This is a genomic window from Sneathia vaginalis (assembly GCF_000973085.1).
GTDB lineage: Bacteria > Fusobacteriota > Fusobacteriia > Fusobacteriales > Leptotrichiaceae > Sneathia > Sneathia vaginalis.
In genome coordinates, this window is record NZ_CP011280.1 from 824,596 (window position 1) to 848,168 (window position 23,573).

Annotated in this window: 18 protein-coding genes and 4 tRNA genes; 1 reads left to right on the forward strand and 21 read right to left on the reverse strand. The window is 29.5% G+C overall.

All coding sequences use genetic code 11. The features are described 5' to 3' along the window. Positions 1–103: 103 nt before the first annotated feature. The 8 genes from VC03_RS04150 to mgtE all read right to left on the reverse strand — a co-directional run bounded on the left by VC03_RS04150 (position 104) and on the right by mgtE (position 15,186). Positions 104–2,410: a hypothetical protein gene (locus tag VC03_RS04150; protein ID WP_046328800.1), complete on the reverse strand. Its 2,307-nt coding sequence runs from the start codon at positions 2,408–2,410 to the stop codon at positions 104–106. Next, positions 2,382–8,435: a hypothetical protein gene (locus tag VC03_RS04155; protein ID WP_046328801.1), complete on the reverse strand. Its 6,054-nt coding sequence runs from the start codon at positions 8,433–8,435 to the stop codon at positions 2,382–2,384. The genes VC03_RS04150 and VC03_RS04155 overlap by 29 nt, the downstream gene beginning before the upstream one ends. Beyond that, positions 8,432–8,944 (reverse strand): hypothetical protein, encoded by a 513-nt coding sequence (locus tag VC03_RS04160; RefSeq protein ID WP_046328802.1) that lies wholly within the window; start codon positions 8,942–8,944, stop codon positions 8,432–8,434. Before VC03_RS04160 ends, VC03_RS04155 begins: the two co-directional genes overlap by 4 nt. Positions 8,945–9,365: 421 nt before the next feature. Next, entirely contained in the window at positions 9,366–9,683 is a 318-nt protein-coding gene (locus VC03_RS04165) for a hypothetical protein (protein ID WP_046328803.1), read from the reverse strand. A gap of 187 nt (positions 9,684–9,870) precedes the next feature. Further along, positions 9,871–10,611, reverse strand: a complete 741-nt coding sequence (locus tag VC03_RS04170; RefSeq protein ID WP_046328804.1) for a MurR/RpiR family transcriptional regulator — start codon at positions 10,609–10,611, stop codon at positions 9,871–9,873. A gap of 12 nt (positions 10,612–10,623) precedes the next feature. After that, the gene (locus VC03_RS04175; protein WP_046328805.1) at positions 10,624–11,946 is read right to left on the reverse strand and encodes a hypothetical protein; all 1,323 of its coding nucleotides are present in this window, start codon (positions 11,944–11,946) and stop codon (positions 10,624–10,626) included. Positions 11,947–11,965: 19 nt separating this feature from the next. After that, positions 11,966–13,675: an arginine--tRNA ligase gene (argS, locus tag VC03_RS04180; RefSeq protein ID WP_046328806.1), complete on the reverse strand. Its 1,710-nt coding sequence runs from the start codon at positions 13,673–13,675 to the stop codon at positions 11,966–11,968. Between the two features lie 65 nt (positions 13,676–13,740). Continuing rightward, positions 13,741–15,186: a magnesium transporter gene (gene mgtE, locus VC03_RS04185; protein ID WP_084710358.1), complete on the reverse strand. Its 1,446-nt coding sequence runs from the start codon at positions 15,184–15,186 to the stop codon at positions 13,741–13,743. A 238-nt stretch (positions 15,187–15,424) separates the two neighbouring features. Between mgtE and tuf the strand changes: the two genes are divergently transcribed. After that, positions 15,425–16,609 (forward strand): elongation factor Tu, encoded by a 1,185-nt coding sequence (tuf, locus tag VC03_RS04190; protein WP_046328181.1) that lies wholly within the window; start codon positions 15,425–15,427, stop codon positions 16,607–16,609. A gap of 52 nt (positions 16,610–16,661) precedes the next feature. Here the strand turns inward: tuf and VC03_RS04195 are convergent, their stop codons facing one another. From VC03_RS04195 to nrdD, 13 genes are all read right to left on the reverse strand, one after another. Next, entirely contained in the window at positions 16,662–17,063 is a 402-nt protein-coding gene (locus VC03_RS04195) for a type II toxin-antitoxin system HicB family antitoxin (protein WP_052727699.1), read from the reverse strand. A gap of 20 nt (positions 17,064–17,083) precedes the next feature. Next, a complete protein-coding gene (locus tag VC03_RS04200; RefSeq protein ID WP_046328807.1) occupies positions 17,084–17,650 on the reverse strand; it encodes a hypothetical protein in 567 nt (188 codons plus the stop codon). Between the two features lie 92 nt (positions 17,651–17,742). After that, complete coding sequence (rpsR, locus tag VC03_RS04205; protein WP_046328808.1) at positions 17,743–17,976, reverse strand: 30S ribosomal protein S18; 234 nt, start codon at positions 17,974–17,976, stop codon at positions 17,743–17,745. 15 nt (positions 17,977–17,991) lie between these two features. Further along, positions 17,992–18,387, reverse strand: a complete 396-nt coding sequence (locus tag VC03_RS04210; protein WP_046328809.1) for a single-stranded DNA-binding protein — start codon at positions 18,385–18,387, stop codon at positions 17,992–17,994. Positions 18,388–18,405: 18 nt separating this feature from the next. Further along, positions 18,406–18,693: a 30S ribosomal protein S6 gene (gene rpsF / locus VC03_RS04215; protein ID WP_046328810.1), complete on the reverse strand. Its 288-nt coding sequence runs from the start codon at positions 18,691–18,693 to the stop codon at positions 18,406–18,408. A gap of 84 nt (positions 18,694–18,777) precedes the next feature. Beyond that, entirely contained in the window at positions 18,778–19,413 is a 636-nt protein-coding gene (locus VC03_RS04220) for a TetR/AcrR family transcriptional regulator (protein WP_046328811.1), read from the reverse strand. An 86-nt stretch (positions 19,414–19,499) separates the two neighbouring features. Then, positions 19,500–19,582, reverse strand: a tRNA-Leu gene (locus VC03_RS04225). A gap of 14 nt (positions 19,583–19,596) precedes the next feature. Next, positions 19,597–19,672: transfer RNA gene (locus VC03_RS04230), tRNA-His, on the reverse strand. 6 nt (positions 19,673–19,678) lie between these two features. Beyond that, a tRNA-Gly gene (locus VC03_RS04235) sits at positions 19,679–19,754 on the reverse strand. Position 19,755: 1 nt separating this feature from the next. Further along, a tRNA-Pro gene (locus VC03_RS04240) sits at positions 19,756–19,832 on the reverse strand. An 80-nt stretch (positions 19,833–19,912) separates the two neighbouring features. Continuing rightward, positions 19,913–20,446, reverse strand: a complete 534-nt coding sequence (locus VC03_RS04245) for a hypothetical protein (protein WP_046328812.1) — start codon at positions 20,444–20,446, stop codon at positions 19,913–19,915. 313 nt (positions 20,447–20,759) lie between these two features. Then, positions 20,760–21,326: an anaerobic ribonucleoside-triphosphate reductase activating protein gene (nrdG, locus tag VC03_RS04250; RefSeq protein ID WP_046328813.1), complete on the reverse strand. Its 567-nt coding sequence runs from the start codon at positions 21,324–21,326 to the stop codon at positions 20,760–20,762. Next, positions 21,323–23,449, reverse strand: coding sequence for an anaerobic ribonucleoside-triphosphate reductase (gene nrdD, locus VC03_RS04255; protein WP_046328814.1), 2,127 nt, complete (start codon positions 23,447–23,449; stop codon positions 21,323–21,325). The genes nrdG and nrdD overlap by 4 nt, the downstream gene beginning before the upstream one ends. Positions 23,450–23,573 lie beyond the last annotated feature (124 nt).

Here is a 23,573-nt window from a genome sequence, read left to right on the forward strand (position 1 = left end):
TTATCTTGTTCTGTACCATTAGCATTTATCTTATTTAATACATCTTTAACTTCTTTTTGAGTTGCTGCAATTCCAGAATTTTCTTTACCATAATCTGAAGAATTTACACTGTTGCAATATTTGTTGTTCCTGCTAATGATTTTATCTTAGATTCATCAAGACTTAGTTTATATGTTGTTTTTGTATTATTTGTTGTATCTGGTGTAACTGTTATTCCAGAACCATTATCACTTTTAACTTCTACAGCATCTTTTGCTATTTCTTGTACTTTAGATTTCTTTACTGATATCTTGTAGTCTTTAGCATTTGCATCGTCAGTATTAGTTCCTCCTGTTACTTCTAATATATTATCGGTAACTGTAGTATCTTTTGATACACTTATTAGTCCTTTAATTACTTTCTTTCCTTCATCTGTTATATTGCTTAATCCTGTATTTGCATAATTACCTAATTTATTATTTATTTCATTCTTTGTTACAAATGTTTGCTTATCAGTTTCATATTTACTAGAATCTAACTTCTTATCTAATTCTGTCTTTAATTGTCCACCATTTATTGCATCTTTTGAATCTTTTTCTATGCTTCCATCTTCAAGTCCTGTTATTTTCTTATTAACAGTTATATCATTTTCATTTAATGTTATCTTAGTTCCATTTTTTTCTTTTTCTATTGATGTTATTCCTGTTAAATTACTATTAACATCTACTTTAAATGTTGCTTTTTTACTATTAGTATCTTTTGTTAATGTTACTGTTGTATTAGTTCCATTAGCTATTTCTAATGTTTCATCTTTTATATTTAATGTATTTGATGTCGTACCACTTGCTAATTTTAAAGTTGAACTTGCTACTGAATCATTAACTTTTGATATTTCTTTAGCTACATAATCTGTAACTTCTTTTTGTGTTGCTGCAATTCCAGATTGACCATATGTAGTTTTTGTATCATTAAAATCAAAGTCTTTAAGTCCTGATAATTTAGCTTTATCTCCATCTTTTGCAATTGTTATACTTGCTCCATCATGAGTTAATTTTAATCCATTATCATCTGCTGTAATATTACCCTTACCTGTATCTGTTTGATGTTCTCCAAATCCAGTTGATCCTATATTAATACTCTTGAATGTTGGTGTTTCTTTCATTCCTATATAGAATTTCTTTTTACCTTCAGCATCTGTTTTAACATAAGTTGCAAGGTTTGTTCCTGTATAATTAGAATTATTTGTACCTGCATATTTTCCATTTTCTGCTCCACTAGCTGTAATGCTTAATGTTTCTCCAAGCATTTTATTTATGCTTGATGATTCATTATTATTATCTGCGTTGTAGTTTGCTTCAAATGTTAGACCTTGTTTTGCTACATATTGTAAATCTTTTAATGTTACTGCTCTATTTAATTCTTTATCATTAAATTTGTTAGTTCCATTATTTTCAACCAATTTCTTTATTATATTCTTATCATCATCAGTTCCTTTTAGTCCTAATGCATTTTCTAAGTTTCCTAATGTAATTGGTTTAGTTGTTTTACCTTTAGCATCTACTAATCTTAATTCTGGATTATCATATCCTTTTGGTTCTTGGTTGTTATTTTCTTTCTTTGTCTTAACGTTTCCATCATCCTTTATTTCTTCAGGTCTATAGTACTTACCATCATTAGCTTTTACTAATCTATTACCTTCAGAATCTGTGTAGACTACTGTTCCTGCTTCACCATTTCTTAGTGCATTTACCTTAGTTGTTAGGTCTTTTCCATTTAGTCCATCATTTCCTGTTAAGCCATTTAGTCCATCTCTTCCATCGTTGCCTTTACCATTTACTTTATCTGATAATTTAAATGTAACTTTTCCATCTTTTTCAGTCTTTATTTCTAAATCATCAGATGTGAAATCAAATCCAGTTGTTAATGTAGTTTCCTTAGGTTTAATTACTTCATTAACTTTTTCATCTGAACTACCTTTATATGAGATTTTTTGACCACCTATATTATTAGTAGTTAATATTTTTTCTACTTTTGTATCACCATTTTTAGTAATATTTAAATCTCCAGAATCATCTATATTAATCTTAGTTGTTTTATCACCTTGTTTGAATGTAACACTTCCAATGTTTTGTAGATCTTTAGCTAGTTTAACTGTTAACTTCTTATTTTCTTTATCAGAAGCAACAGTTATATTATTAGTTGCTGTTTCTGTTGGTGCTTTATCACCTTCACCAACTACTGATAGTGTATTCCCTAATGAAACTTCGCTTTCATCACCAGTGTTTCCAGCAAATTTAAGCACTTTTCCATCTACATATGCTTTTACTACGCTACTTTTAGCTAGTTTAGATCCATCAATACTTGTATCTCCAAGTTTTTCTACCCACTTATCTTCTGTAATATTACTTGCATCTACTTTTGCATATTCCACTTAAATCAGTTTTATCTGCTTTTTTACTTATATTATTTTCTACAGTTTTTATGGCGTCATTTACTTCCTTAACAGCTCCTTCTGTTGCTGCTCTTCCTATGTTTGTTCCAGTTCCATAATCACCATCTTTAGAAGCTCTTCTATCTTTTAGATAGTTTATTGTTCCTATTCCATAGTCTTCATGTTTTTGATTTATAATTGGTTTCCCACTTGATGTTTCATTTTTTACTGGTCTTTCAAATTCTATCAGTATTTCTTCATTACCATTAGTTCCTTTTGTTAATATTTTTACTGATTTACCTTTATTTGTTAATTTTAAGTCTTTATTTGTTAACTCTATCTTTGAATTTTCATTAGCATTATCTTCATTACCATTTGTTATTGATGTTATTCCTGTTAATTTATCTTTTAAATTAAACTTAACAACTCCATTATCACCGACTTCAGCTGTTGTATTAGTTCCATCACTAAAGTTAAATCCATTTGTTAATGTAGTTTCCTTCTTATTTTTACTATTTGCTGCATATTTTATTTTTTGATCACCTAATGATTTTTCAGTTACAATTGGTGATGCATCCTTATTTCGTGCATCAGTTAATGTTGCATTACCATTATTATCTATTCCAAATTTTACAACTTTATCTGGGGTTGCTTTTTTAGTAATACTGATTCCATCTTTAGTAATTTCAGTTCTATCATTATCTAATTCACCCAATGTTACTTTATCAAATCTTGGATCTTTTCTTAGACCTATAAGTACACCTGTTCTTCCAGTAACATTATCTTGTGTAACAAAAGTTTCTACATTTTCTGAAGTATAATTACCACTTTTTCCAGTAACTGTTTCATCAACTGACCAATCATCGTAATTTTTTGTACCATCAAATTTTCTTCCTGTAAACTCTAATGTTTTCCCTAAACTCATACTCTTTTCAGTACTAGCTTTAGGAGTTGATTTATCTGCTTTTACAATAAACGGATTTTTTACTTGTCCATATGCTACTGCATCATTATCTGCTACACCATTTGCAATACCAGACATCTTAAGATTATTATTATCTTTTGTTAATGTTATTTTTGCTCCATTTTGTGTTAAAGTTATATTATTACTATTATCTTGTGCAATTTCAAGACCTGTTGTTTCATTTCCTACATAAACTTTATCAAATCTTGGTTTATTCTTTATTCCTATTAATATTTTTGCATTATTGCCAGATTTAGAAATATATGTTTGTACATTTTCAACTGTATATGTATTATCCCAATCTTGATATGTTTTTCCATCAGTTTTCTTTTCTGTATTTCCTTTAACTTCTAATTTATTTGGTAATTCAAATGTTTGTTTTCCATTTTTATCACCTTCTAAATCGAACTTTTTATTTTCATCAAAATATCCTTTTAATTCTTTTAATTGCCATACATTTACTGCATCGGTATCGTTAGTTCCAGCTGCAAGTCCTATTAATTGTCTTCTAATATTTTTACTTGTATCTCCAATTGATAGTGCTGCCTTAGTGGCTAGTTTATCTGTATCTTTACCATCAGTATTTCCTGTTTTAGGGTTATAGTATGTAGTGTTTTTTACTCTGTCTGCTAATGAATATGATCCTATAGCAACTGCACCTTCTACACTAGCCTTTGAATTAGCACCAACAGCTACTGTTTCTTTTTCTGTTGCAAATGCTCTAGCACCTAAAGCTGTTGCTGCAACATTAGTTGCTTGTGCATGAGCTCCTATTGCTGTTGTTGCATTTCCTTTAGCCATAGTTTTAGTATAGTTGTTACCACCTATCTTGTTATTACCTTCATTATATGAACTATCATCACTACCTATAGCTACTGCTCCACGTGAATTTTCTTCAATTACAACATCATTACCCATTGCTATTGCTTGAGCAGATTTTACTGATATATTAATCCCTATAGCTGATGATTGACCTGCAGTTGAAGAAATTTCAGATTTACCTCCAAATACATATGAATCTTCTGCATTTGCTTTTGTTTCATTACCTATAGCTATACTTCTAGGACCTTTTGCTAATGCCTTTTCTCCTATTGCTACACTTGTGTCACCTATTGCACGTGATCTATCTCCAATTGCAACTGCTGTCTTACCTGCTACAACATTTCCACCTATTCCTACTGAATAATCACCAGATTTAACACCATTACCTACTGATACTGATGATTGACCTGCACTTATTTCACCTATATTTGAATCTGTATCTTCATCTGCTTTACTATTACTACTATTAGGTGTACCTATAACAACAGATTGTGCTCCTTTTGCTCTGGCTTCTTTACCTATAGCTATAGCTTTTTCTTCAACTGCATTTGAATCCTTTCCTAAAGCAATTGTGTCATTTTTTGATGCTTTTGCATATTTACCTATAGCTATTGCATTTTCAGCACCACCTACTATAACTTTCTTTTTGAAATTATCTTTAAAAGCATCAAACTCTTTCTTTTCTTCTGGTGTAAGTTCTTCTTCTTTTTTACCCATAAAGTATGTTCTTAATAGATTTTCTTTTTCACTATCTGTTAGGTCTTTTATTATTGTATCAAATTCTTTCTTTTCTCCTTCTGATAGTTGATCATACTTACTCTTAGCAAAATATTTTTGCAAGATCATTTCCTTATTAGCTCCTTGAACTAATGCTACCTTTTGATTAAATTCCTTTTTTTCATTTGTTGAAAGTTCACTTTGTTTCTTATGAAAATATTTTTGTAATATTTTTTCTTTTGCATCTTTCTTTTCTTGTTCAGTTTTTGCATTAATTGATCTTACTAATTCGTCAAATATTTTCTTTTTCTTTTCATCTTTATTTACTTCTTGTTCTTTTAAATAATAATTCTTTTCTAGTATTTCTTGTTTTTGTCTATCTAAATTCTTTGATTCATAATCTTTAATTAATGATTGCAATCTATTATTTTCATCTTGATTAAAGCTATCTGCATCTTTATGGAAGTGCTTACGTATAATCATAGCTTGTTCAGATTCTGTTAAGTCATTTTTTGTTCTATCTTTAACATATATTTCTTTAGTATATGTCTTGTTATCTCCAGTAGTTGCTCCATTACCTATTGCTACTGAATAATCTGATGTTGCTGTTGAATGTGAACCTATTGCTATTGCTTTTTCAGCTCCATCATATCCAACCATACCTATAGAATCATAATTCAATGTTTGTATATTAGATTTCTTTAGTGTTTCATTTATTTTTTCTTTACCATTAAATTCATAATATCTACCTGTTGCTGCCTTATTACCTATTGCTATTGATCTATTTCCTAATGCTTTTGATCTATCTCCAATTGCAACTGCTGTATCTTCAGTTTGTGTATTACCTCCTAATGCTACTGACCAATCTTTTGCTATAGCACCTGTACCAACTGCAACAGCATTTTCTCCAGATCTTGTATACATATTATTATTTAATCTTATTTCTTTATTAACAAGTTTTTGTTTTTCTTCACCTCTACTTACATCAATTATTTTTTGTTTTTCTAATATATCTAAACTTCTTTGGTCACCTGTACCTATAGCTATACCCTTATCACCTGTTGATTTTGTTTGGTATCCTAATGCTATACTATCTTTACCTATAGCACCTTTGTTATTATAGTTTGATTCATTTATCTTTTTAACTTCATCTTCATATAGAATAGTTTTTAGTTTTTGTATTTCTTGTCCATTTTCATCAGTATATGTTATATATTTATCTTTTTCTTTTGCTAAATTTATTTTTGTTATTATCGCATCAAATGAAGCTCCATTATTCTTTATTCCCTCAATTTCTTGATCAGTAATTTTTTTAAGTTCTATTTGATTAAATTGAGTATCATTTTTGTATTTATTTTCTAAGTTTTCTACTTTAGCATTTATTTTTGTCTTATATGGATCAGGTAATTTGTCACCTCTAGCTTCTCTAGCTTTCATTTCTAATTGTCTACTCTTGTATTCGATATATTTGTTATAGTCTCTTTGTTTTTGCATTATTTCTTTAATGTCTTTTGATCTATATCCATTTTTATCTACTGACAAATAGTGTATACCATTATCAGAAATATTTAAATCATCATCTTCTACATCCATTAATCCACTTTGATTAATTTTTTCTTCCATAGCTTTCAATTGAGAAACATTAACAGCATCAGTATCTCTATAACCAGCAGCTACATTAACAATTCTTCTTTCTGCTCCTTTAGAACCAACTGATATTACCCCTATTTTTTCTGTTGAAGGCATAGATAATACACCCCTAGGTGCGTAGGCATCTTTTTCTAAATCTTCTTTTGTATAATCTGTCTTTGAATTAACACCCAATGCAGTAGAGTTTGCAAGACTTGCTTCCGAATTAGACCCTATTGCTAACCCATCTTCTGCTGTAACTTTTGATTTATTACCAAATACTAATGCATTTTTACCTGTGGAATATGAGAAATTACCCATTACTAGTGAATTATCTGATTTATACCCAACACCAGCTCTTGTACCTATAGCTATCGAGTTATTAGACAAGACCTTTGAATCTACTCCTAAACCTAATGAATTTTCACCTTTTACATATGAAAATGACCCAAAAGCCATACTATTTTTAGCTAACGTAAAAGTACCATGTCCTAAAGCGATACTATTTGATTCAGTCGCCATTGATTTTGTACCTAAAACTATTGAATTATTATTACCATCTTTACTATCTATAATATTATTAATATCATGTAACTTTTTTTTATTTACAGAAAGTGATCCAGATTCACTAAGTTTAGTTTCTTTCGCTTTTAAAACATCACTAATTTTTCCATTCATATAATCATTACTAAAGAGAGTTCCATTATCTTTCCCTGTATATTTTCCTATAAAGTCACTATGTATGCCTTGTTTATCATCTCTAAGTATAGTATTAGAATATACTTCAGTACCTATAGCAATTGAGTTTTTACCACCTGAATATGCTTTATACCCATATGCTGTACCACCTTCATTTAATATTTGGTTTTCATTACCCACTGCAACTGAGTGGTCTGAAAATACCTTAGTACTATTACCTATAGCGATAGCACCTTTACCTTCAGCACGAGTTTTTGCTCCCATTGCAGTACTATAGTCTCCTAGTGCAAATGACATAGCTCCAATAGAAGTAGCACCTGTCCCATATGATAGTGCTCTTGTTCCTAAAGCTATACCTCCTTCACCTGCTGATAATGTTGGAGAATAGTTATATGAATAATCATTTTCATGAAATTTTGCAAATTGTCCCTGTTTACTAGACCCATATTTATGCCCATCACTATTTCCTATTTTATTGTATAAATTTTTAAAATATTTTTCAAAATCATAAGGAGTTGTTTCTTCTCTAAATTTTCTATTATCATCTGATCCTATCGCAATTGATGATCTTCCTATTGCATATGTATCGTTCCCTACTGATGTAGCTTGGTCAACAGCTATTGCTCCAGAACCTATTGCAGTTGATTGCCCACCATCTCCTTTTTTTCGTTTATTATCATCTCTTGTGCCATCATTATAGAAATCAACACTTAATGTTTGTGCACCTTCACCTATAGCGACACTTTTAAAAATATATGCTTCTGCCCCTGTACCTATAGCAATAGAGTTATTATTACTTTCACCATTTGGCAATACTGTATTATATATTTTTGCATTATTACCTATTGCTATTGCTTTTGCAGCATTATTTTCAACTACTGAACCATGCCCTATTGAAACTGAATCACTAGCATTTGCTTCAGATCCTAATCCTATTGCTATTGCATAATCTTTAACTACTTGATATTGTACTTTTGAATCATTTTCACCTTTAGGATTTAAAGCTATTGATCCTTTATTAGTATTTTCGCTACCCCAACTTCCAATTTTTCCCTTTTCTATACTTATATTAGTAGCCATCCCTATACTATTACTCATCATAAATAGCACTATCAAACTCGTTGTTATCTTTACCTTCTTCTTTAAACTTCTTTTTAAATATCTTTTTACTTCTTCTATATTTATATTCTTCATTTGTTAATCACTCCTAAATAATCATAATTTGTTTTTTTCTTGTACTGTCTGTAGAACTTGTACTTGAAATAGTCTTGCTTATACAATGAGTTATCCTTAGTATCTGCTATGAATCTTTCTGTTTCCTCATCATCTAGTGATACTAGTATTATCTGTACATTCTTTGGAAAGCTATTATCCTTTAATTCCTTTATACTTCTATTCTTTAATTTATCATTCTTTTCTTTTAGTAAGAATACAAATATTTTCTCACCAAACTTACTTAATCTGTCTTTATTCTTTTCTAATACACTTACATCTGGTAATATTACTAAAAACTCATTAGATACTTTCCAATTTAGTTTCGATTGTGTTAAGAAATAGTCTGCAAACTCATAGTCTATACCCTGTAAGTCTACGTGTTTAGTACTTTCTATTTCTTTAGTATAATATGCATAATTATCCAATGATCGTGATACTGTAATATTACTTAATATTACAAAAATCCATATTAAAATTCCTTTTTTCATTTAACCTCCATTTTTGTCTATTTTTTAATGTTTATATTATAAAGTAAATATTTGCGATCTCTATCATTTTAACACCCCCCCCCAATAAAAATCAACTTTATTTTACAGTTCTATGCATTTCATTATTTAACCTTTTATTTATTACTATTTCAAAGTTAATGTTTGTTTAACTCTCCACACAATACTTTTTTAACCTTGTTTACTTTCTTTTTTTTGTGTAATCAAAAAAGATAGCTTTTTTTCTAAAACTGCCTTTTTCTTACTTTTTCTTTTTTAACCTTTTCAGGATAATTATTTTCATTTTCTTCACCAAGCATAACTCCAGCTCCAACACCGAATGCAAGATTTCCCTTATTATTTACTGAACCACTTAATTTATATACAAAGTTACGTTCTTCATTAGTTCCACTAAATCCTACTGCTAATGTATGTTATCCTCCATAGTATCCATATGCTGTGAATATATTATGTCTATATCTTGAAACTCACTAGATACTTCCCTATCTATTTTTAATTGTGTTAGGAAATAGTCTGCAAATTCAAAATCTACTGCATGTAAGTCTACGTGTTTAGTACCCTCTATTACATTTGTATAATATACAAAATTGTCTAAATTTTTTGCTAAAGTAATATTAGTCATTATTACTAAAAATGAAATTAAAAGCTTTTTAGTAGTTAAAAAATTAAAATGTTGTTTAATTCTATATAGTAGTTTAGATAATATCACTGTATTCTCCATTTTTTCCTCCTTATTGTTATGCTTTTACTTGTTTTTGTTTAAAAAAACAACTTTTTTATTTTATCATTTCTAGTCTAAAATTTTCAACTTTATTTTACATATATACCCATCTGTTATTTAACCATTAAAAAAAAGCATAAATCTATATTGATTTATACTTTTTTCCATTTATGTTCTTTTTTTTAACCTATTTTATCATTAACACAAGCTTTTCAATTATCATGGTTGCTGCTAGGTGTAACATAAGTCTTGATCTGACTCTTTTTCTTAAGACAGTATTGTATACTGATAACACAATATCACTAATATTTCCTAGTGTGTTATTACCTAGTGAACATATGCAAGCTATCTTAACTCCATTCATTTTGCTATTTATTAGTATATTATTGATTTCACTGTCTTCACCACTAAGTGAGAATACTATTATTAGGTCATCTGGTCCAGCTATTTCTGGTATTCTTTCTATTGCATATTTTTCAATATAGTCATTAGACCAAAAGCCTAATAGCTTTAGTTGTCTATTAAACTCTGTACTAACTTGTGAACTCATACCTAGACCTATACAGAATATTCTCTTTGAAATTTTTATAGACTCAACTATTTTGTCTATAGTTTCTTCATTCAAGATACCTAGTGTTTTTAAAAAGTCCGACTTTATTGTTTCCTTTACTTTTTTAAAATCATTTACCTTATTCTCATTTTCATTCTCACGTATGTTGATAAGAGAAAACTTAAACTTAGAAAATGAACTATACCCTAACTTCTTACATGCACGTATTATTGTAGATGAGGATATGTATAAGGCATCCTCAATGTTTTTTATTTTCAATTCTTCTTTATTCTTATATTTCAACGCAAAATCTACAACAAGCTTTTCAGTTTCTGATAATTCTTTATACTTCTCTCCTATATTACTTAGAATATCCATCTACTTCTCCAATTATCTTAAACTACTTCCTACACTTTTTATCAATTCAACAAATTCTTGATCTATATCTCTTTGGTAGAAGTTTAGCAATCTATCTAGTCCCATGTATCCGTTATACATATATCTATTTGTTTTTTCAACCTTTCTTGATTTATCTATACCATTACCAACAACTCTCATGCTTACAGTCACTTTTTCTTTAGTGTTATCTTGATCATAGTCTACATTTTGAAAGTACTTTAAGTTAATATTTGCCCCATAAGATACTTTTGTATATCCATATCTAGCTAATATTCTCTCTATTTGTGCTTCTTTTTCATAGCCAGCGTTTGTAGATAATGTATATGTTCTTTCATAATTACTTTTTTCTTTGTTTTCTTTGTATAGTCTGTAGCTTCCCTTGTAATTATCAACTAATCTATGTGCATTGTAGAAAGCTTCAGCTGCTCTTTTGTAGTCTCCTCTTGATTGATAGTATAGACCTCTTTCATAGTATTCTTGAGCCTTAATTTGTTTTATTCTATTTCTACAAACTTCTCTATACACATCTATATCGCTTAGAATATATCTATAGTCAGAATACTTATTAAATATTTCATATGCCTTATCAAATTTATCTATAGCTCTTTCATAATCTGCGAAATTATAGTCTCTTCTAGCATCATTTAAATATTCATTAGCATTACGTATGTCTATAGTCTTAACTAATGCATAGTATTTAGATTTTGAACCTAAATAATTTGAATCAAAGTCTTGATATGTAGTATATGTTAATTTTAAGTATTTTAATTGTTCATCTTCATATGTACTAGCCTTATACAAACTAAAGAATTTATCTGCTAACATTCTTGATACATCCTTATACATCCCAGAATATTCTGAAGAATATATGTTAATATCACGCATATCTTTTTGTATATTTGCTAGAGTATCTAATTCCCCTTTAGAATACATATTAATATTTCTTGCTATACTATGTTCAAGACTACTAGCTAGTCTATTTGTAGTATATTTAGTTAGATAATTATCTCTGGTTAACACTTCTGGCATATATCTATTTACCATATACCCTACAGCAAATGCATCATACTTTATTTGTACATTATTTGTATTTTCTAATGACTTGTAGTAAGAATCTATTGTGTTAAATCTTTTTAAAATTTCTTCTTTTTCTTTTAATGATAACCCTGTATATTTATTGTCTCCTGCTATTTTTAATGTTGTTTTAATACTTTCCCTGTATTCTCCTCTTTCAAATTGATTCCTTGCAATTTGTGCATCACAAGAAATGAAGAAAAGTAATAGAGAAATGTAAAACAAGATTTTTTTAAGCATAAAATCACACTCCTTTATTTTACATCTTATCAACTGTCTTTATACCTAATAATCCTAAACCTTTTTTCAAAGCTTCTCCTACTTTTTGTGATAAAAGTACTCTTGCATTTTTTAATTCTTCTGTTGGTGCTGTTAATATCTTTTCGCTATTGTAGAAACTATTGAATTTCTTAGCTAAATCGTAGATATAGTCGGCAATAACATTAGGTCTTTTTGTTTCATATGCTTTAATAACTGATGTAGGGAATTTAAGTATAGTTGATACTAATTCTCTTTCTAATGGCGTAGAACCTTCTACTAATACATCTTGATTTTCATCAGTACTATTTACCTTGCTTAGTATAGAGTTAATTCTTACATATGTGTATAGTAAGTATGGTCCTGTATTTCCTTCGAAACTTAAAACTCTATCCCATTCAAATAAGATAGGTGAAGTTCTATTTTGACTCAAGTCAAAGTACTTAATTGCACATACTCCAACTGCTTCTGAAATTTTATCTTTTTCTTCATCACTTAGGTCAGGATTTTTTACATCTACAACTTTTCTAACTTGTTCTTTTGCTTGATCTAGTAAGTCTGTTAAATGTATTACATTTCCACCACGTGATGATAATATTACACCATTACCAAATCTCATTATTCCAAATTGTGTGTGGTGTTTTTCATAATCATATGGAGCACCTAACATCTTAGCTATTTCAAATACTTGTTTGAAGTGACCTTGTTGTCTTTCATCAACAACATATATTGATATATCTCCACCTAATTCATCTTTTACATATTTTATCTTTGCAAGATCTGAAGTTGAGTATAGGAAACTTCCATCTTTCTTTTGTACGATACATGGTGGTAATTTATCTTCATCAAAGAATACTACTAATGCACCATCATCTTCTTTTGCTATACCACGTTTTTTTAGATCTTCTAATACACCTGGCATCATGTCATTATAGAAAGATTCTCCATTAACTAATTCAAATTTAATGTTTAATCTGTCATATACCTTGTTGTATTCCTTCATAGAGTAAGCTATGAATTCTTTCCATAGTGCAAGATTTACTGGATCTCCTATTTGAACCTTTCTTAATTCTTCTCTAGCTTGTTCTTCTAGTGAAGGATCTTTTTTTGATTCAGTTGAGAATAGAACGTATAGTCTTTCTAATTCTTCTATTGCATCTTTTTCATAAGCTTCTCTATTTAACCACTTGTTATAGGCTACTATCAATTTACCAAATTGTGTTCCCCAGTCTCCTATATGGTTATCTCCTAATACTTTGAATCCTATTTCTTCATAGATCTTCTTTATTGAGTCCCCTATTATTGTTGATCTTAAATGCCCTATGTGCATTCTTTTTGCAATATTAGGTGATGAATAATCTATTACAACCAATCTGTCATTTGGTATTTCATAATCAAATTTTTCCTTACCAAATTTCTTTATTTCATCATTAATCTTTTCTTTTGCTACAAATATATTAATAAATCCTGGACCTGCTAATTCTAATTTTTCAATTATCCCTTTTCCATCAAATTTATCTATAAATTCTTGTGCTATTTCACGTGGATTTTTACCTAATGTTTTTGCATTTACCATTGCAAAGTTTGTTTGGAAATCTCCAAATTCCTTCTTTGTTGAATTTTGAACATATTTACTATCTAATTCTATGTTAAAAATCTTTTTTGCATTTTCATTTAACACATCATAGACTTGATTTATTAGTAATCTCATATTTACCTCCATTTTTTTATTACTTTTTCTATATATTATACAATAATTTTAAAGTTAGTGTCAATTTATAGTTTTGTTATAAACATAGTTGCTAAACCTAAGAATAGGAAAAATCCACATACATCTGTTACTGTTGTTAATATTACAGCTGATGCCATCGCTGGATCTATATTCATAGCTTGTAGTCCTATAGGTATTAAATATCCTACAAGACAGGCAATTATACAATTTCCTATCATTGACAAAAGTATTACTACACCTAAGTAGATATTTTGAAAAGCTAGCGAAATTATTAATGCACATACTATTCCTATTAGTAGTCCGTTAATAAATCCTAAAACTATATATTTTATTGATATTTCTAAATTATCATTACCATCATATTCACCAAGGGCTATAGACCTTATAGTTACAGCTAATGCTTGTGTTCCTGCATTACCACCCATTCCACTAACTATTGGCATAGTAACTGCTAATGCAACTACTTTATCTATAGTGTTTTGGAATAAGCCTACTGTGAATGAAGCTAAAAATGCTGTTAATAAATTTATCAATAACCATGGTAACCTCTTTTTTGTAGATTCATATAGGGATGTATATATATCTTCATCATCACCAGTACCTGCTAATTTAAGCATATCTTCTGTATGTTCTTCTTGTATTACATCTACAACGTCATCTATTGTTATTATCCCCATTAAAGCCATCTTATCACTAACAACAGGAACTACCTTTAAACTATACTTTGAAACTAGTAAGGCTACCTCTTCTTGGTCGTCTTTGGGATTAACATATTTAAAATTTTCTTCTGTAATTTCTGATAATAGGGTGTCGTCTGATGAGCAAAGTATGTCTCTTAAATCGGCTTCCCCCATTAAAGCTCCATTTTCATCTAAGACAAATATTGTTTCTATATACTCTGTCTTAGGTCCTATTATCTTTATTTTTTCTAATATATCTTTCATCTTAAGATTTTTTTTGAAGGCTATAAACTGCGTTGTCATTATACCCCCAGCACTATCAGTTTCGTAACCTAATAATTCTCTTAACTTATTAGCATCTGATCTTTTCATGCTGTCTAGTAAGCTCTTCCTCTTTTGGAAGTTTATATACCCTAAAATGTCGACTATATCATCGGGTGACATATGTGAAAATATTTCAATAACTTCATCTTCTGGCAATATTTCAACTATCTTTTTTTGTATTTTTTCATCTGCTTCTTCTATTACATTTGCTTTTTCTTCATAGTCTAGTGCATTCAAAATCCTTAATATATCTTCATCATCTTCAAATTCTTCAAATGATTCTGCTATATCTACATCATGATGTTCTTCTAAGTACTCATGCAATTCTTCCTCTGTCCCTATATTCCTTATCTCATCAGCTATTTCCTCACAACTGACTTTTTCTTCCTCATTTTCCTTTTCATCATAATTATCTGATAGTCTTGCCTTTATTTCTTGTTTTAATTCTTCAACTTTTTTCTCGCTCAACTTATCCATATTTTCCATTATGTACACCTCCTTTTATTTTAGCCTTTACGGTATATATAGTATAACAAAAAAAAGTAAATATATCTATTTAAAAATCAAAAAAATGCTTCTATCTCCAGAAACATTAATTTTTCATTTTGTATCATTTCCTCGTAATTTTTTTAATTAGCCCCTACAATTCTAATATCATTAGACAAAACGCATAAACTATGGTATAATTTAAAAAAATATTATTAATTTTTTGGAGGAAAAACAAATGGCAAAACAAAAGTATGAAAGAAGTAAACCACACGTTAACATTGGGACAATAGGACACGTTGACCATGGTAAAACAACAACAACAGCAGCAATATCAAAGGTATTAGCAGCAAAAGGGTTAGCACAAAAGGTAGATTTTGAAAATATCGACCAAGCACCTGAAGAAAGAGAAAGAGGAATAACAATCAACACTGCTCACATAGAATACGAATCAGAAACAAGACACTACGCACACGTAGACTGTCCAGGGCACGCTGACTACGTAAAGAACATGATAACAGGAGCAGCACAAATGGATGGAGCTATCTTAGTAGTTTCAGCAGCAGATGGTCCAATGCCACAAACAAGAGAACACATATTACTAGCAAGACAAGTTGGAGTACCTTACATAGTAGTATTCTTAAACAAAGTAGATATGGTTGATGACGAAGAATTACTAGAATTAGTAGAAATGGAAGTAAGAGAATTATTAACTGAATATGGATTCCCAGGAGATGAAATACCAGTAGTAAAAGGATCTGCATTAAAAGCACTAGAAGGAGACGCAAAAGCTGAAGAACAAATTCTAGAATTAATTAAAGCAGTAGACGATTACATTCCAACTCCAGATAGACCAGTAAACTTACCATTCCTAATGCCAATAGAAGACGTTATGACAATAACAGGAAGAGGAACAGTAGTAACAGGAAGAGTAGAAAGAGGAACAGTTAAGGTTGGAGAAGAAGTAGAAATAGTAGGAATAAAACCAACTACAAAGACAACAGTAACAGGAATCGAAATGTTCAGAAAATTATTAGACCAAGGAGAAGCAGGGGATAATATCGGAGCATTATTAAGAGGAGTTAAGAAAGAAGAAGTAGAAAGAGGACAAGTATTAGCAAAACCAGGAACAATAACACCACATACAGAATTCAAAGGTGAAATATATGTTCTAACAAAAGAAGAAGGTGGAAGACATACACCATTCTTCACAGGATACAAACCACAATTCTACTTTAGAACAACTGATATAACTGGAGAAGTACAATTACCAGAAGGAGTAGAAATGGTAATGCCAGGAGACAACGTATCAGTAGAAGTTAAGTTAATACACCCAATCGCAATGGAACCAGGATTAAGATTTGCGATAAGAGAAGGTGGAAGAACAGTAGCTTCTGGAGTTGTTGCAAAAATAGACAAGTAAGAAACAAAAAAAGGCTAAATGCTAATGAGCATTTAGTCTTTTTTTAACTACATCACTTTATCTTCAATTCTTCTTTTAAAGCCTGTTGTAATAACTGAGAAAAATTAATTTTTTGTTCTTGTGCTAATATATCTAGCCACACTGGTAATACAACAGTCTTATTTTTTAAAGCTTGCTTTACTTTTGCTATCTCATATTCTAAATTAAACCTTACAAACGATATGATTTGATTTTCTCCAACTTTTTCTTGCAACTCATCAAAAGTTGATAATCTAGGAATTTCTATATTTTCATTAACATAGTCATTCATTTCTAAAACAATTACTTCATATACATTGTTTACTGCCTCATCAATCGTATCTCCATAAGTAACATGATAATCGATAGAACCATCTTTAAACTTATTAAAATCTGGACTGCAAGCATAATATACACCTTCACACGTGGTGTACACTTGTCAAGATGGAATATTACCTACTTGACAGTAAACAATATACTCTTATCATCCTTAACTTCTATTGTATAGACTAAGCCATTAATGTACTTTATTTGTACCGAACTTTTATTCTTATTTAAACTAGTCAAAAGTTCTGATAAGATTTGTAGTGCTTCCTCTCTTTTTATACTCTTATCTGACACTTGTATAAGTATGCTTATTGCTTTTTGAAAAATGGGCATATTTTTTTCATTTACTTCTAATATATTAGCGTGTAGTGTCGCTACATTTATACCCTCATAATGTATTAAATATGTACTATTTTTTAATTCAGGTATCTCTATTTTAAAATATGTCTTGTTATCATACTTAACCAATGAGAAATTATCAAGCTTAAGTTCTTCCTTATTTGATAAATCTTTAAAACTATCTACTATATTTTCCAATAATTCAGATTTGAAATTTTTCTTTTTGACATCGGTAATAACTACACTGTCATTTTGTTTTTTCTCCTTATTCAACACCCATAATTCCTTAACTATGGCAGTAATTACTACTATTAATCCTAGTAATAGTAGCAAAAAATATTGTAACTTTTTTTTCAAATTTCTCACCTCGCCTTATTATACAGGAAAATGCTAGCAGAATCAACTATCATAAAAAAAGTGAGACCATAATTTTAGCCTCACTGTATAATCTATTTTTCTATCTTTGTATATGGTAATAAAGCGATTTGTCTTGCTCTCTTTATTTCCTTTGCTATTTTTCTTTGAAGTTTAGCATCAAGACCTGTTACTCTTGCAGGAGATATTTTTCCTTTATCATTCATAAAGTTTTTTAATAATTCTGCATTTTTGTAATTAATTTCTTCTATTTTAAATTTAACTTTTGGTCTTCTTTTTCTTCTCTTAAATTCAGCAACTGGTTTCATATTTCTTACCTCCTTTTAGAATGGGAAATCCTCACCATCATCAGGATCATCTACGGTATCTATATAATCATTTGTATCTGCGTTCTTGTCAAAACTTGAACCAGAATTAGATTGTGTTTCAATAAATTCTGCCCTATCTACTACTACATCAAATGAATTTCTCTTTTCTCCGTTGACTTCATATGATCCTACATTAATTCTTCCTTGGACTAGTATTCTTTGTCCTTTACCAAAGTAGTTGGCTATAAACTCAGCTCTTTTATCCCAAGCAACGCAGTTTATAAAATCAACGCCATCTTTAACAAATTCTTTTTTTACTGCAATAGAAAATCTACAATATGATTTTCCAGATGATGTTTGCTTTAATTCAGGGTCCCTTGTTAATCTACCCATTAATCCTACATAATTCATTTAGTTCACCTTCCTGGTTTACTTCTCATTCTTAACAATCATGTATTTTAATAAACTTTCAGTTATATTTAACTTAGTTTCAACATCGATTAGTTTTGTTCCATCAATAACAAAGTTTGTTAAAACATAATATCCATTTTCTTTTTTCTTAATAGGATAAGCTAATTTTCTTTCTCCCATGATTTCAGTAGAAATTTCTTGTGCTCCAGCTTTAGCTAATATGTCTTCAACCTTTGCAACACTTTCTTTCTTTTCTTCATCAGTTAAATGTGTTGAAAGTATGAACATAATTTCGTATTTTGTCATTTTCTTTTCTCCTTTCCTTCTGGTTTAATAGCCCTAAGAGTAAGCCCCTTAAAGCAAGGCAATAGTATTATAGCAATTTTTCTATTACTTTGTCAAATTTTCTTTGTAGTTTACTAAAAACAAAAAGCTTGTAAGGTAATATTTGAAATATAGTCTTAGATATGGTTTAGCTTTTTCATAGTTTTCATAATCTATAAGGAAAGGAATAGCTCCACTAAAGCATTCCCTTGCTATTAATCTTAATATTCTTTCTATATATTTTTCTATCTTTACTACACCTTTTACTTTTTTGTATAAATCTATTGTTGATTTAATATCTTCTTCCGTAAAGGTATTAACTATCTTTTCATATTCTGTACCTTGTGATGAGTATAGTAGTATAAAACTATCCTTGTATTCAAACATAATCTTATACATATTCATAGCTTCATCCATTACTTCTTCAGTTATTATACCTTTTTTTAATATATCCACCACTTTTTTGTTACAAGCTAATGATTTAGATTTAGCAATTTCAAAAACTTCATGTATTTTTGGCATATCCACTAAGATGATTTGATTAAACATATCTTCCTTATTTTTAAAATTACCATATATAGCACCAGTTGTTAACTTACATAACTTTGCAATATGACGCATTGAAACACCCTTATACCCTTTTTTTAAGAATTCTTTCTTTGCAACTTTTAAAATCTTGTCTTTACTAAATTTACAATTCATTTTTTCACTCCATTCAATCATATTATACAGATTTTTTAATGAAAATCAACAAAATGTATAAAAAAAAGAAGCTTAGCTTCTAAAAGTGGTGCGCGAGGAGAGACTCGAACTCTCAAGCCGAAGCGCTAGATCCTAAGTCTAGTGCGTTTACCAATTTCGCCACTCACGCATATTTTGTTCAAGTGGGGTGACCGACGAGATTTGAACTCGCGACAACCAGATCCACAGACTGGCGCTCTACCAACTGAACTACGGTCACCATAGATGGAGCGGGAAACGAGGGTCGAACTCGCGACATTCAGCTTGGAAGGCTGACGCTCTACCATCTGAGCTATTCCCGCATGGTCGGTGTTATAGGATTTGAACCTACGACCCCTTGCTCCCAAGGCAAGTGCGCTACCGAGCTGCGCTAAACACCGTTCCATCAAGACAATAATTATAATAGCATTTTTTAAATCTTATGTCAATAACTTTTTTTCATATTATATATTATCTCTACTTAGATATTTATTTTTTCTTGTTTTATTTCTTCAATACTCTTATTTAATGCTTCATGATAATCATAGTTTTTATCTATCTTTGCAACTTCATCTAGTTTAGCTTGCTTTTCAGTGTCAAATGAAAATCTAATTATTTTTTCGCTTGTTTTTTTATAAATATCTTTAATTGTACAATTAGGGATATATTTAATATTATTATCATTATTTCTTACTAAAAATGTTTCCATATAATAAGTCCCACATTTATCTATTGCTAAACCAAGTTGCAAATATTTGTTATCATTTATTTCCAGTAAAAAATTTACAGACTTTATAGTCGTATTTTTGTTATTCATACTAACAAATCGGGCTTTTTCCAAATTCTTTAAAAAGAAATTTATTGTTAATACTCTATCTTTGAAACTTTTTAATGGTATTTTTCTTGACTTTATAACATCATTATATATTTCGAAATCACTTAACTTATTGTATATAATATTTTTAGCATATACAGATGCATAATTATTATTTTTATCACAATAATGTAATCCCATTAAATGGGAAAACTTACCTATATTAAATTTTTATTCATTCTTACTCTCCTAATTTTATATAAAAAAACTAGATTCAATAAATTCTTAAATCTAGTCTTATAGTTTTTTGAATTTTTTCAATTCTTTGTTTCAAAAACTGTAAACAACCTGCACTACTTTTAATTTTTTTAAAAGCCATATGTTTTTATTTCTAGCGTGAAAACTACACCACTCATGCACAGCCTAGAGCGAGACCTATATATCTCTTTCAAGTATATTATATCATTTTGTTTAATAAAATCAAGACGAAATTTAATTATACAGTTTTCACATATTATATATTATTTGTTTGTTTTCTCTTCCTATACTTAGCTTCTTCTTCCTTACTAAGTGCCCAGATTATCTTATGTTCCTTTTCAGTTTTTCTAAGATCTATAACTCTTTGGTTGGCTGAACCTCTAAATTGTAGTTTTAGATCTAATAAGTCTTGTATAAATTTACCATCCACTAATACATCAACTAAATCTAAAAGTTTTTTTGTATATGGCAACTTCTTATACATGTACCCTATAACAAACTCATATGTGTACCCTGTATAGCACCATATTGTCTTATTAGGCACTTCTTCTCTCACTCTAACTACAAGCTTATACACCCATTCTTGATTATCTGGATCTAATGGTTCACCACCCAAAAGAGTTAGCCCTTTAATGTAGTCTCTTTTTAACAATTTAACAATATACTCTATAGTATCATAAGTAAACTCTTTACCTGTATCAAATTCCCAAATATCTTCATTAAAGCAACCTTTACATTTATGCTTACAACCACTAACAAAAAGTGACGTTCTTATACCAGGTCCATCTGCAACATCCATTTCTTTTATTAAAGCATAATTCATAGATGTAGAACTCTTTTACTAATTTCTTTAGTTTTACCTTCATTCCAGAAGTTTTCACCTAAGTAACCACAAGTTCTTCTAGTTACATTCATCTTTCCATGATCCTTATTATGACATTGTGGACATTCCCATTCACCATCACTATTTACTATTATTTCTTCATCATATCCACATACGTGACAATAGTCTGACTTAGTGTTGAATTCTGCATATTGTATATGATCATACATAAATTTAACCACTTCTTCTATTGCTTCTAGGTTTTTTGATAAATTAGGAATTTCTACATAAGATATAGCTCCACCATTAGAGATAGATTGGAATTGTGATTCAAATTCAAATTTACTCATTGCATCTATTTTTTCACGAACATCTACGTGATATGAATTTGTGTAATATCCCTTATCAGTGATATCCTTTATACTTCCAAATCTTTCTAAGTCTATTTTAGCAAATCTATAGCATAGAGATTCTGCTGGTGTTCCATATAGCCCAAATCCTATACCAGTTTCTTTTTTCCACTTATCACAAGCGTCTCTTAATTTATGCATAACTTTCAATGCAAATTCAAGTCCCTTTTTAGTTGTGTGACTTTGACCTGTAACAAGTTTTGATGCTTCATATAGCCCTATATATCCCAATGATATTGTTGAGTATCCGTTAAGTAAATACTTATCTATTTTTTCACCTTTTTTAAGTCTAGCAATTGCACCATATTGCCAATGTATTGGTGATATATCTGATAGTGTTCCCATCAATCTATTATGTCTTGCCATTAAACCTTCATAGGCTAAATTAAGTCTTTCATCTAACAACTTCATATATTCTTCTTCATTAGGCCCTGATAATATACCTATTTGTGCAAGATTTAAGCTGACAACACCTTGATTAAATCTACCTTCAAATATATATTCACCTTTTTCATTTTTGTATGGAGATAAAAATGATCTACATCCCATAGGACTAAATACATTACCTTCATAATTTTCTCTCATTTTTTTAGCACTAATATAGTCTGGATACATTCTCTTACTGCTACATTTTACAGCAAGTTTTGTTAAGTAGTCATACTTACCACCTTTTAAGCAATTACATTCATCTAGAACATAAACTAATTTAGGGAATGCTGGTGTAATATATACTCCTTTTTCGTTTTTTATACCTTCATATCTTTGTTTTAAGACTTCTTCTATTATCATTGCTGCTTCTTCCTTGTATGGATCATTTTCATCTATTTCAAGGAATAGTGTAACAAATGGTGATTGTCCATTAGTAGTCATCAAAGTATTTATTTGATATTGTATTGTTTGTACACCTGATTTCAATTCATCTTTTAATCTTTCATCTACTAATTTTTCTAATAAATCTTCTGTTAATTCACCTTCAAATTTTTCCTTTATTTGTTTTAAGTACTTTTCTTTACTTCTTCTCAAATACTTTCCTAGGTGTTTAATATTTACAGATTGACCACCATATTGGCTACTTGCAACAGCTGCAATAATTTGTGTCATAATAGTACAAGCTACTTGGAAGCTCTTAGGTGATTCAATTAGCTTACCGTTCATTACAGTTCCGTTTTCTAACATATCTTTAATATTTATCAAACAGCAATTGAATATGGGTTGTAAAAAATAGTCCATATCGTGAAAATGTAGTACACCATCATCATGAGCTTTTCTTAATTTTTCAGGTAAAAGTATTCTTCTACTTAAGTCTTTAGATACTTCTCCTGCTATTAAGTCTCTTTGTGTTGAGGCAACGCTTGCATTCTTATTAGAATTTTCTTCTCCAACTTCCTTATTCTTATTACTTATCAAACTTAATATTGAATCATCAGTTGTATTTGCCTTTCTAACTAAAGCTCTCTTATATCTATATATTATATATTTTTTAGCTAATACATACTTATTATCTTCCATCAACTTTTGTTCTATAAAGTCTTGTATTCCTTCAACAGTCAAGTTATTCTTTAGAGTTGTCTCAACTTCAGAAACTATTTCTAATATTTTTTCATGTGAAACTCTTTCACTTTCTGTAACTTCTGCATTTGCCTTATTTATAGCATTGATTATCTTGTTTTCATCATATTGGACTTTTCTTCCATCACGCTTTTTTACTAACACTGCACATCCACCTTTCACTATATGTTGTGGTGTTCCCACAACCTTTTCACAATATATCCATATTATATCCCAATTAATGTATTTTGTCATCTTTTTTTTATATGAAATTCTTGCATTTTTTAAC